Here is a 10,823-nt window from a genome sequence, read left to right as displayed (position 1 = left end):
ACCCGCGGCGTCGACTCCCGGCTGCACCAAGCAGGCGTGCGACTTTCGCGACAACCTCGCCGAACTGGACGGACAGGGCATCGCCGTCGTCGGCATCTCCCCTGACAAGCAGGAGAAGCTGGCAAAGTTCGCCGACGCCGAGGGCCTGACGTTCCCACTCCTGTCCGTCCAGTTCGGCGAGGTTGTCGCGAAAGTCGCACGCCTGCTTGGTGCAGCCGGGAGTCGACGCCGCGGGGTAGAAGTAGACGATGACCTTCGAGTCGGCGTAGTCGGAGAGGGAGACCGCTTCGCCGTGGGCGTCGGTGAGTGTGAAGTCGGGCGCGGTGTCGCCGACCTCGAGACGGGATGTGCCAGACATGGTCGTCAGGCTAACCGATAGGGCAGGTCGACCGGGTGATCGACCCACAGCCGGGCAAACCGGGCACGGTCTCAACTCACGCGCGCAGGACGCGGCTCACCACCTCGCGATGACGTATTCTCGACATGTCGTTTGCTCTGTCGACGCGTGCGAGACCTGCCGTGGCCGCTGCGTGGACGGCGTTCTGGCGGAAAGATGCGGATCGGTGAGTCCGCATGTGTAGTGAAGAAAGTCTGGGAGGACAACTGTGGCCGGCGACACCGACCGTATCGAACAGGACATTGTGCAGGCGCGCGAGGACCTGGCCAACACGCTCGACGAACTCGCGGTTCGGGTGAGTCCCGAGCGGCTTGCCGACGACGCGAAGACCAAGCTGATCGCCTTGGTCAACAAGCCGGCGGTCAAGATCTCGCTCGCGGTTGCCGGCGCCGTCGTATTGGTTGTCGTCGTCCGCAAGGTGATCGCGTGACGCGTGCTCGTCCCTCCAGTTCTGTAGACCGACAGAAGTCCCGGGGTTCGCGTGCACGGCGTGTGGGCGCACTCGCGGCGGCCGGATTGGTGGTCGCCAGTGCGGCGGCTTGTTCTCAGTCGCCCGAGTATCCCGACACCGTCACCAATGCGCCTGCGCTGCAATCGTTTGCGCAGCCGACGATCTCGGTGACCGGCTGGCGTGATCGTCCGATGACCGACCACGCGGTCGGCGTCATGCCGGGCGCACCTGTGAAGGTCGCGGCACAGAACGGCAGTCTCACGTCCGTCGTCGTGTCGGGGCCCGATGGTCCGGTCGCGGGCAAGGTGTCGCCCGACGGCGGTACCTGGGTGTCGAGTCAGCCGCTCGACTTCGGTGGCGATTACACGCTCACCGCCGCGGCGAAGGGCGTCGAGGGCGACGGTGCCCGCAAGATCAGCTTTACGACGGCATCCGCGGACTCGCTGGCATCGGTGTCGTCGGTGGTTCAAGACAACGAAACCGTCGGTGTCGGGCAGACAGTTGCGATCAACTTCGACACTCCGGTCGCCAACAAGCTCAACGCGCAGCGTGCGATCACGGTGACCGCCGACCCGCCGGTCGAGGGTGCCTTCTACTGGCTCAACGACAGCATGGTGCGTTGGCGCCCCGAGCATTTCTGGAAGCCGGGCACCAAGGTGCACGTCGCGGCCAATCTCAAGGGCATCGACCTCGGTGGTGGCGTGTACGGCAGCAACAACCTCGACACCAATTTCAAGGTGGGGCGCAGTTTTGTCGCGGTTGCCGACGACAAGACCAAGAACATCACGATCTCGGTCGACGGCAAGGTCGTCAAGACGATGCCGACGTCGATGGGCAAGGATTCGACACCGACCAACAACGGCATCTACATGGTCGCCGAGCGTGAGCCGAGCGTGATCATGGACTCGTCGACGTACGGCGTGCCGGTGAGCTCGCCCGGCGGCTATCGCGAGACCGTGTACGACGCGACTCGAATCTCGTTCAGCGGCATCTATGTTCACTCCGCGCCGTGGTCGTTGGGCGACCAGGGCGTCGACGACGTGAGCAACGGCTGTCTCAACGTGAGCCCCGCCAACGCGGAGTGGTTCTTGAACAACGCACTCCGAGGCGACGTCGTCATCGCGAAGAACACCGTCGGCGAGCCGTTGCCAGGAGACGACGGCCTCGGCGACTGGAACGTCCCGTGGGCGGTGTGGAAAAAGGGCAACGCATGAGTTCCCGTGCGGGAGAGGCCAAAAAGGGCTTCCGAGCAGGCGATTTCACTTCTGAGGCAGTGACCCTGTAAGGTTCTTTCTCGCACGGCCAAGCGCCATTAGCTCAATTGGCAGAGCAGCTGACTCTTAATCAGCGGGTTCGGGGTTCGAGTCCCTGATGGCGCACAAGAAGGTAGCTAGGTCGGAGGTATTTTCCTCTGACCTAGCTTTTTCGTTTGAGTGGCCACTGTGCCAAGAGTGTGCCAACGGGTTTCAGTGTGCCGCGGTCATCCGAAGAGTGCGTGTCGTCCTGTCGACGGCGTTGCCGGTCAAGGTCGGTGTGGTCCTAGACCCCGCGGCCATCTCCATCGACATCGTCGGCCCGCGCATCGACATCGAATGGAGCGTCGAGTCGGGAGAGCTGTTCCAGCGCAACCAGATTCAGGCGCGCGTTGAGGGCCGATTCGATGTTGCGGTGTACCAACCCGCCGCCATCTACCGGGTGGCGACCGCTGCGGCGGAACCCGCCTGCGTCACCCGATGACGCGAGCACCCGACGACCCGATGCCCTACCCGGCATCGGGGTCGTTCACATTACGTCCGTGTCTTCGGATGGGTAGACTTGTGGGACACCATCCGGAGGAGGACCTCATGAGCAGGCAGAATAGGCGTGCCGACGCTCTACGGAGGTTGTCTGCGCGCTACGGGAAGAATGACGACGCAGCCCTGGCCGGAGCCGCTCTCGATGCGGTCTACAGCGAGGTCCGCGAACGGGGCGAACTGTCGGAGGACGCGGCATTCGAGGAAGTCGAAGCCGAAACCGAACGTATCCGGCGCGAACGTCGCCAGGGTGTCTACGCCCGGTAGCCGGAGGTATCGGATAGTTGACCGTTGTCCTTGTACTGGACACCAACGCTCTTATAAGTGCAGCGCTCAGCCCGAGTGGTCATTCTGCGCAGCTCATCGAACTTGCTCGGCGGGGTCGCATCTCGCTCATCATGTCGGACCACCTGTGCGAAGAGTTGGAGACCAGGCTGGAGCGGGAAAAGTTCCGACGTTGGCTTTCTCTCGATGAGGTTCGAGATTTCGTCGACGCCGTAACCGTCGTAGCTGATTGGATCGACGACCGCCCCGACAACGAGATCCCTCTCGTCTGTGACGACCCAGACGATAACTACCTGGTTGCGCTGTTCCAGGATTCAGACGCAACGATGCTCGTGAGTGGCGACAAGGCCGTGCTGCGGATCGATTTCCCCGGCCTCGACGTGCGCAAGCCGGCTGCCGCGATAAAGGCCCTGGACTTCGTCCACGAATGGGGCGAAGGCTACATGGAGGGATCAGAAGAACGGTCGTGGGCACTAATCGATGCCGAGGGTCACCGCGGTGTCATAACGGCCTACACGGCGTTCACAGCCGTCCTGGACGAACCGAACGTCAAGGAACTACTCGCGTTCGTCGTCGTCCCGGAAACGCTCAAGCACTTCCGCAAACGTAAAGCATTGAAGTGGATACGCGAGCAACTCTCGGAGCGCGGAATGGCCACTCGCCCTATCTACGCGTCACCCGATGTCGCGTATATCAAGCTGCCGCCGGACCCTGGAACGAATCTGCGCGTGGTCGGGGACGTCCCATTGCCCGCAGACACAATTTTCGCCACGATGCAGCGATGCCCAGATCTCGATGACCTACCCGATGCCGACTTCGATCACTGGCGCGTTTTCGGGATCGGCGATGCTGTCGAGCCTGAACGAATCCGGCCGCGGCCGACGCTAGGGCAGTGATTCAAGAAACCCCGCTAGTGGGCTCTTAATCAGTGGGTTCGGGGTTCGAGTCCCTGATGGCGCACAACAACTACCGCGATCGCCCCGGTTCCGTCCGGGGCGATCGCTTTTTGCGCCGGACACTGGTCTCTGTCGTTCGGTCGTACGGCATGGCGGGCTAATGGTCATGTCGGGCGACTCGGGCATTCGTCGTATCTCGTACACTGGTGGCGCGCCATCGCGCACAGTCATTTGATCCACATCTGCGGCTCCACACAACGGAGGCCCGCGGATCGTTAGAACATCGGGCAGGAGTCACATGGTGAGCGGTCGTATCCAGCGACGCGGGTTGATGATCGTTGGAATGGTGGTTGCCGTGGCCGCGCTGCTGAGCTCGTGCTCGCAGACGGCGAAATACTCCGAGAATGTGCAGAGCTCAGCACTTTTCGGCGATCTCCTCATGCCGGGCGTCGAGATCACCGAGTGGGCCGACAGGCCACTGATCGATCAGGCGGTCGGCATTCAGCCCGGTGCGCCGATCACGGTTCAGGCCAGCGAGGGCGCACTGACCAATGTGCGGATCGACAAGGCCGACGGCACGCCGTTGCGTGGAAGCCTCAGCGAGGACGCGACGCGATGGACGAGTGCCGAGCCTCTCGGCTACGCGCGCAACTACACAGTGCAGGCCGACGCAAAGGGTATCGGCGGCACCAGCACCAAGCGCGTCTCGTTCACCACGCGAGCACCTGCCAATCTGACACAGGCGTACCTGACCCCGTCGAACGGCGAGACCGTCGGTGTCGGGCAACCGGTCGCCGTGAAGTTCGACGAACCCATTGCTGATCGCAAGGCCGCCCAGCGCGCGATCACCATCACCACCACGCCTCAGGTCGAGGGCGCCTTCTACTGGATCAGCGATACCGAGGTTCGCTGGCGGCCCAAGGACTACTGGAAGCCGGGAACCAAGGTCTCCGTTGCGGTGAACACCTACGGCATCGATTTGGGTGATGGCGTCTTCGGGCAGGAGAATCTCAAGTCGAACTTCACCGTCGGTCGTTCGATGGTGGTGACCGCCGATGACCGCACCAAGCAGGTGGTGTTCAATCGCGACGGCAAGGACATCCGCACGATGCCGACATCGATGGGCAAGCCGGGTACCGAGACCGACAACGGTGTGTACCTCGTGTCCGACAAGCACGACAACATGATCATGGACTCCTCGACCTACGGCGTCCCCGTCGGTTCCGCAGACGGCTACCGCACCCCGGTCGACTACGCGACCCGTATGTCCTACAGCGGAATCTTCTTCCACTCCGCACCGTGGTCGGTGTGGGCGCAGGGCAACACCAACACGAGCCACGGGTGCCTCAATCTCAGTCCCGACAACGCGCTGTGGGTCATGCAGAACACGTTGCGAGGCGACCCGGTGATCGTCAAGAACACCGCGGGCGGGACGCTCTCGGGCACCGACGGACTCGGCGACTGGAATGTCCCCTGGGCGGTCTGGTCGAAGGGCAACGCCTAGCACCTACCGTGACACCAGTCACTGTTACGATCGGCGGTGACATTGTTTGCCGACGATCGAGGTGTACAGCATGGCCGAGCGTTCCCCGTGGGAAACCGACGACCTGACAGCGGTGCGCGATCTCGCTCGCAGTTTCTGCGAGAAGGAGATCAAGCCGAATATCGAGAAGTTCATCGAGCAGCACCACGTCGACCGTGAGCTGTGGAACAAAGCAGGTGAACTCGGCCTGCTGTGCATGTCGATTCCCGAGGAGTACGGCGGAGGCGGCGGAACGTTCGCCCACGAAGCGGTGCTGATCGAAGAGCAGGCGCGCATCGCGGACTCATCGTGGGGTGCGAGTCTGCACAACGGGATCATCGCCCACTACCTCCTCGCCTACGGGTCGGAGGAGCAGAAGCGCACCTGGCTCCCGAAGATGGCGTCGGGCGAGGTTGTCGGCGCCATCGCGATGACCGAGCCGGGTACCGGATCCGATCTCCAGGCCGTGAAGACCAAGGCGATCCGCGAGGGTGATGAGTACGTCATCGACGGCTCGAAGATCTTCATCACCAACGGCGGCCAGGCCGACCTCATCATCGTCGTCGCCAAGACCGACGTGAGCGAGGGCGCCAAGGGAATCTCGCTGGTTCTCGTCGAGGCTGATCGTCCCGGGTTCAGGCGTGGTCGCGTGCTCGACAAGGTCGGGCAGCGCGGGCAGGACACCTCGGAGCTCTTCTTCGACAGTGTGCGGGTACCGACGTCGAACCTGCTCGGCACCGACGAGGGGCAGGGCTTCATCCAGCTCATGCAGCAGCTTCCGCAGGAGCGTCTGATCATCGCCGTCGCGTCGACGGCAGGGATGGAGGTCGCGCTCGAGCACACGCTCGCCTACACCAAGGACCGCACAGCGTTCGGCCGACCCATCTTCGGATTCCAGAACACCAAGTTCAAGCTCGCAGAGGTCGCCACCGAGGCGCGGATCGCCCGTGTGTTCACTGACGACTGCATCATCAAGCATCTCGACGGCAAACTCGACATCCCGACAGTTGCGATGGCCAAGTGGTGGACCAGTGAGCGGGCGATGGCGGTGGCCGACGAGTGTCTGCAACTCTTCGGTGGCTACGGGTACATGAACGAGTACCCGATCGCGCGGATGTGGGCCGATCAGCGTGTGCAGAAGATCTACGCGGGCACCAACGAGATCATGAAGGAGATCATCTCGCGCAGCCTCTGAGGCCGAGTGGGCGGTTCAGTCGGCGAACGCTGCGAGCATCGCCAACTTCTCGTGGTCGGACGAGCCCGGGACAGCGGTGTAGACCAGAAGTGCCTGAGCGCTGCTCGGATCGAACAGCGTCTGGCACTGCACCTCGATGACACCCAGCGAAACGTGGACGATCCGCTTGTCGATGTCGGTCAGCGTGACACTCACATCGTGGCGGTGCCACAACTCCGCGAACTCTGTGCTCTCGGCTAGTAGGGCGTCGGCGACTTCAGCTGCACGCGACTCAGGTCCGAGCCGGGTGACGGCCTCCCGCAGCCTGGCCGTGTGCGCCCGAGCGTGTAGGGCGTGATCCTCGGGGAGAAACCGCGCACGGGTGTCGGCGTCGGTGAACCATCGATACGCGATCGAGCGGCTGAGCCCGCTGAAGGCACTGTCGTCGCCGACGAGTGCGACGGCCAGCGGGGTTTGCACGAGAGTCTCACCGGCACTGTTGACGACCATCGCCGGAGTGTCGGTGAGGCGGTCGATGATGCGCAGCATGCCGGGGGAGACGTGATCGTCGCGGCTGAGTCGGTCGGGCGCGTTGTGCCCTGCCAAGCGGAACAGGTGGTCTCGTTCGTCGAGGGACAGGTGGAGTGCCCGCGCGATGGCTGTGACCATCTGGTCCGATGGAAGCGGGCCGCGTTGCTGTTCGAGTCGTGTGTAGTAGTCGACCGACATTCCGGCGAGCGCCGCGACCTCCTCACGTCGAAGCCCGCGGGCTCTGCGGCGTTGTCCGACGCCGAGACCGACGTCTGCGGGTTGCAACGACTCGCGGCGCCGACGGAGGAACTCGGCGAGGCCCGCCCGATCGACGGTGCTCACCGGGCACGCTCAAAGGGCCGTGGATGTTCGGTCATCTCTCCAGGGTGACCGATCAGCCGGAGGTGAACCAGGGATCGTCGGTCCCCGGATATCGGGTGCCTTGTCGGAGTCGCGACAGGGGAGTGAACTCGGTGACACGACCGAGGAACGGCACACGGCCGGACCACACGGCAACGAGGAGACGACATGAAGACAAGCGGTAACACCATTTTCATCGCGGGCGCGACGTCGGGTATCGGACTGGGTCTCGCTCTGAGGCTTCAGGAGGCAGGCAACACGGTCATCGTCGGCGGGCGGCGTAGCGAGCTCCTCGACCAGATCGTCGCCGAGCACCCCGGAATCGAAGCGGTCCGCATCGACACAACCGACACCGACGACGTCAATCGCGCGGCCGCGGACGTGACCCGACGCTTCCCCGACCTGAACGTGGTTGTCTCGATGTCGGGGATCATGCGGGCCGAGGACTTCACCACTCCCGACTTCCTGGAGACGGCGGCCGTCGAGGTCGACACCAACATCCTTGGGCCGCTACGCCTGGTCGCGGCCTTCACCGACGCGCTCACCGGTAAGGACGGAGCCACGTTCATCACGGTGTCGTCGGGTCTCGCGTTCACCCCGATGGTCGATACGCCTACCTACAGTGCCACGAAGGCTGCCATCCACTCGCTCTCGGAGAGCCTTCGAATTCAACTGGCGGACAAGGGGATCGACGTCCTCGAGTTGGTCCCGCCAGCAGTGCAGACCGACCTCATGCCCGGACAGGCCGACGCCGACTGGGCCATGCCTCTCGACGAGTTCCTCACCGAGGTGATGGCACTGCTGCCGACCGCTGACCGCGAAATTCTGGTCGAGCGGGTCAAGCCGCTGCGGTTCTCCGAGGTGTCGGGAGAACACGACCAACTGGTGACGATGCTGGCCCACCTTGGCTGACCAGCGTCGCCCCTGAGTTGGTTGGGGTCACTTGCGGTCTTTGATGATCTTCTTGACTTCGTCGGCGTCGACGTTCTTGGCGATGAGCTTGCCGCTCTTGGACTTTCGTACTGAGTACGTGTCCTTCTTCTTGCCCGGCGCAACGTGGAGCCCCGACTTCTTCGCGGCCTTGTTCAGATCTTCCAGCACGGGTGCAGATCGTAGAGCATGAAAGTGAACTCCACGCTACGACGATGCGCTCACCGAACGCACAAGGCCCTGCCCACTAATCCGTGGGCAGGGCCTTGACCTGCGGGGTGCCTGAGTGGTACGTTCGGCAACTCCGCCCCCAAGACAAAGACCCTGGTCAACCGCCTAGACCGTGGGGTCTACGAGGTCTCTCGACGCCCCCATGATACCGCTCCGAAGGACGATCGTGGCCCCGTTGTGAGGACTGTCGAGACGGCTCAAACTTTCCTCACCGCCGCTGAGGTGGACGCGCTCGTCGGCGACTACCTGGCAGGGATGAGCGTCAAGGCACTCGCCGAGAGGTATGGCATCCATCGCGCCACGGTGTTCGCGCACCTGCGTCGCCGCAACGTGCCTAGCCGCCGCCCGGGGCTGGGGATCGACGAGAAGGCGGAGGCGGTGCGAGTCGCCCGAGCGGGCGTCTCGATGCGCGCGATCGGTCGCCGGATGGGCGTGGATCGTAAGGCCGTACGTGCGGCGCTGGTCGAGGCCGGACTCATCGTGGACGAAGCGAGCGATGACTCCTAGCTGCGGTTCCGAGTTGCTGATCCGTCGGTAGCGCTCTGCGCACCTCGTCGGTAACGAGCGCCGAGAGGAACCGATGATGGCCAGCTTGAGTGATGTCGCGAGCGATGAGCGCACTGCGAGGATGGTGCTGTCGATGCTCGTCGAGCCCAATGACCCGGTGACAGGACGCATCTTGGCCCGGCTCGGCGCAGTTGAAACGCTTTGGCTCGCTGAACACGACGGTGCAGTAGTCGGGCTGAGCCCTGTGGACGCGCAGGTCTGGCGCGACCACCTCAGCGTGCCAGACGCGAAGGAACTCGCCGCGCGTATCGACCAGGTGCAGCAATCGGGAGTTCGAGCACTCGTCCCAGGCGATAGCGACTGGCCTACCGCCGTCGACGATCTTGGTGAAGTTGCGCCCTACCTGCTGTGGACTCGCGGCGCGTCATCCTTCCTCTCCCGTCCGATGAGCGATTTCGTCACGATCGCCGGCGCTCGGGCATGCACGTCCTACGGCGACTACGTAGCTCGGGAACTCGCCTCTTCCGTTGCCGCAGACGAACGAGTTGTCGTTGCGGGAGGCGCCTACGGGATCGAAGGCGCGTCACATCTGGCAGCCCTCGCGGCGGGTGGCGACACGATCGCCATCCTCGCCAACGGAGTCGATCGTCCGTACCCCGTCGGCCATCGCGACCTGCTTGATCGCGTCGCTGATGTCGGTCTTCTTGCAAGCGAGGTTCCGCCCGGCGCCGTTCCGTCTCGGCACCGGGTCATCGCCCGCGCCCGGCTGATGGCTGCGCTGTCCTCTGCGACGGTCATCGTCGAGGCAGGCGGTCGGTCAGGTTCACTTGTGGTTGCCCAGCGAGCCGCCGAACTCGGCCGACGTGTCGGAGCCGTCCCTGGCCCGGTCACGAGTGCCGCGAGCGTTGGGCCGCATCGTTTGCTGCGCGATGGCATAGCGTCCCTGGTGGCGGATACTTCGGACCTCGCGAGTCTGGTTGGACCAGGCCAGGTGTCACGAGAGCGACTCGACATGGAGCAGGTCCGCCCACCTTCGCCTGCTCCGACGCGCACGCTGTAGCGCGCCGGGTCGGCACAGGCCGCCTGGCACTTGAACTCAGCGAGGGCTTCGAGTGAGTTCGCGCAGTGTCATATCGGAGCGTTCCTGCCGCTGCGCGCGGTACGCACGGGCGCGAGCTTTCGTGAGGAGAACGACGCTCACAGGGCCGATGGCCAGCATCTTGAGAGCGTTCCAGATGCAGAGCAGGACTACGAGGTGGAGCCACCCCGGGCCGCCACTCTCGATGAGCGTGGTGCACCAGAAGGCGACGGCCAGGTAGGGGCCGGCAAGAAGCATCGCTGGCACGCCCCACTTCAGTCCCTTCCGGGTGCGGATCAGGTCGAGCAGGACATTGCTCGGCATGTAGCGGCGCAGGAAGTAGCGAACCTCGGCGCTGGCTGTCCACAGTAGGCGGATCATGATGGGCTCCTCTCAACACGCGAGTCATTGTCGAGACGGTGCGTGGAGAGTGACCCGAAGGTCTGCCGCGAGCGGCCCAAAGGTAAGGAGAAATCCGCCTCGCCTTCCAGGGTACGCCGAGGTGTCGACATTTGGAAGGCTCCGAAGGGCCCGGGCGCGACCCGCATGTGGGAAGCCTTCAGCCCCTGCGGCGTGCTGAGAGGTGGCGGCTTCGTTGAGCGCCGGGAGCGCGCGGAGGGCGCTGTCACGACTCCGACCCTGCGGTAGTGGAGCCCCGGTAGGCCCTC

Annotated in this window: 13 protein-coding genes, 1 tRNA gene and 2 pseudogenes; 12 read left to right on the top strand and 4 right to left on the bottom strand. The window is 64.0% G+C overall.

Annotated features, from left to right (window positions below; genetic code table 11):
* Positions 1-127: pseudogene (locus A5777_RS24105) on the top strand (redoxin domain-containing protein); the annotation flags it as partial.
* A 36-nt stretch (positions 128-163) separates the two neighbouring features.
* On the opposite strand, the pseudogene A5777_RS09095 reads toward A5777_RS24105, so the two are convergent.
* Positions 164-358 (bottom strand): annotated as a pseudogene (locus A5777_RS09095) (redoxin domain-containing protein); the annotation flags it as partial.
* Between the two features lie 247 nt (positions 359-605).
* Here A5777_RS09095 and A5777_RS09090 point away from each other — a divergent pair.
* The 8 genes from A5777_RS09090 (at position 606) to A5777_RS09060 (ending at position 6,539) form a co-directional block, all read left to right on the top strand.
* Positions 606-827 carry a DUF3618 domain-containing protein gene (locus A5777_RS09090; protein ID WP_005207797.1) on the top strand — a complete coding sequence of 74 codons (222 nt, stop codon included), beginning with the start codon at positions 606-608 and terminating at the stop codon, positions 825-827.
* A 62-nt stretch (positions 828-889) separates the two neighbouring features.
* Positions 890-2,062 carry a L,D-transpeptidase gene (locus A5777_RS09085; protein ID WP_231894537.1) on the top strand — a complete coding sequence of 391 codons (1,173 nt, stop codon included), beginning with the start codon at positions 890-892 and terminating at the stop codon, positions 2,060-2,062.
* A gap of 92 nt (positions 2,063-2,154) precedes the next feature.
* Positions 2,155-2,227, top strand: a tRNA-Lys gene (locus A5777_RS09080).
* Positions 2,228-2,339: 112 nt separating this feature from the next.
* Complete coding sequence (locus A5777_RS09075) at positions 2,340-2,585, top strand: hypothetical protein (RefSeq protein WP_005207795.1); 246 nt, start codon at positions 2,340-2,342, stop codon at positions 2,583-2,585.
* A gap of 107 nt (positions 2,586-2,692) precedes the next feature.
* The gene (locus tag A5777_RS24630; protein ID WP_005207794.1) at positions 2,693-2,908 is read left to right on the top strand and encodes a hypothetical protein; all 216 of its coding nucleotides are present in this window, start codon (positions 2,693-2,695) and stop codon (positions 2,906-2,908) included.
* Between the two features lie 17 nt (positions 2,909-2,925).
* A complete protein-coding gene (locus tag A5777_RS09070) occupies positions 2,926-3,822 on the top strand; it encodes a putative toxin-antitoxin system toxin component, PIN family (RefSeq protein ID WP_005207793.1) in 897 nt (298 codons plus the stop codon).
* A gap of 298 nt (positions 3,823-4,120) precedes the next feature.
* Positions 4,121-5,326: a L,D-transpeptidase gene (locus A5777_RS09065; RefSeq protein WP_005207792.1), complete on the top strand. Its 1,206-nt coding sequence runs from the start codon at positions 4,121-4,123 to the stop codon at positions 5,324-5,326.
* 70 nt (positions 5,327-5,396) lie between these two features.
* On the top strand, positions 5,397-6,539 hold the full coding sequence (locus A5777_RS09060; RefSeq protein WP_039856552.1) for an acyl-CoA dehydrogenase family protein: 1,143 nt from the start codon (positions 5,397-5,399) through the stop codon (positions 6,537-6,539).
* Positions 6,540-6,554: 15 nt separating this feature from the next.
* On the opposite strand, the gene A5777_RS09055 is transcribed toward A5777_RS09060, so the two are convergent.
* Positions 6,555-7,391 (bottom strand): helix-turn-helix transcriptional regulator, encoded by an 837-nt coding sequence (locus tag A5777_RS09055; RefSeq protein ID WP_005207790.1) that lies wholly within the window; start codon positions 7,389-7,391, stop codon positions 6,555-6,557.
* 186 nt (positions 7,392-7,577) lie between these two features.
* Between A5777_RS09055 and A5777_RS09050 the strand changes: the two genes are divergently transcribed.
* A complete protein-coding gene (locus tag A5777_RS09050; protein WP_005207789.1) occupies positions 7,578-8,321 on the top strand; it encodes an SDR family oxidoreductase in 744 nt (247 codons plus the stop codon).
* Positions 8,322-8,348: 27 nt separating this feature from the next.
* Here A5777_RS09050 and A5777_RS25010 read toward each other — a convergent pair whose 3' ends face one another.
* Positions 8,349-8,510, bottom strand: coding sequence for a hypothetical protein (locus A5777_RS25010; RefSeq protein ID WP_005207788.1), 162 nt, complete (start codon positions 8,508-8,510; stop codon positions 8,349-8,351).
* 282 nt (positions 8,511-8,792) lie between these two features.
* Between A5777_RS25010 and A5777_RS09045 the strand changes: the two genes are divergently transcribed.
* Positions 8,793-9,077, top strand: a complete 285-nt coding sequence (locus tag A5777_RS09045) for a hypothetical protein (RefSeq protein WP_197502329.1) — start codon at positions 8,793-8,795, stop codon at positions 9,075-9,077.
* Positions 9,078-9,153: 76 nt separating this feature from the next.
* Positions 9,154-10,137 (top strand): DNA-processing protein DprA, encoded by a 984-nt coding sequence (locus tag A5777_RS09040; protein ID WP_082933605.1) that lies wholly within the window; start codon positions 9,154-9,156, stop codon positions 10,135-10,137.
* Positions 10,138-10,173: 36 nt separating this feature from the next.
* On the opposite strand, the gene A5777_RS09035 is transcribed toward A5777_RS09040, so the two are convergent.
* Positions 10,174-10,536, bottom strand: coding sequence for a hypothetical protein (locus tag A5777_RS09035; protein WP_064862412.1), 363 nt, complete (start codon positions 10,534-10,536; stop codon positions 10,174-10,176).
* Between the last annotated feature and the right edge of the window lie 287 nt (positions 10,537-10,823).

Source organism: Gordonia sp. 852002-10350_SCH5691597 (assembly GCF_001665715.1).
GTDB lineage: Bacteria > Actinomycetota > Actinomycetes > Mycobacteriales > Mycobacteriaceae > Gordonia > Gordonia sputi.
This window is presented reverse-complemented; position numbering and strand designations above follow the sequence as displayed.

Coding starts and splice junctions, on each gene's coding strand:
- A5777_RS24630 (WP_005207794.1), top strand. CDS start 2,693: ATGAGCAGGCAGAATAGGCGTGCCGACGCTCTACGGAGGTTGTCTGCG.
- A5777_RS09065 (WP_005207792.1), top strand. CDS start 4,121: ATGGTGAGCGGTCGTATCCAGCGACGCGGGTTGATGATCGTTGGAATG.
- A5777_RS09060 (WP_039856552.1), top strand. CDS start 5,397: ATGGCCGAGCGTTCCCCGTGGGAAACCGACGACCTGACAGCGGTGCGC.
- A5777_RS09050 (WP_005207789.1), top strand. CDS start 7,578: ATGAAGACAAGCGGTAACACCATTTTCATCGCGGGCGCGACGTCGGGT.
- A5777_RS09040 (WP_082933605.1), top strand. CDS start 9,154: ATGGCCAGCTTGAGTGATGTCGCGAGCGATGAGCGCACTGCGAGGATG.
- A5777_RS09035 (WP_064862412.1), bottom strand. CDS start 10,536: ATGATCCGCCTACTGTGGACAGCCAGCGCCGAGGTTCGCTACTTCCTG.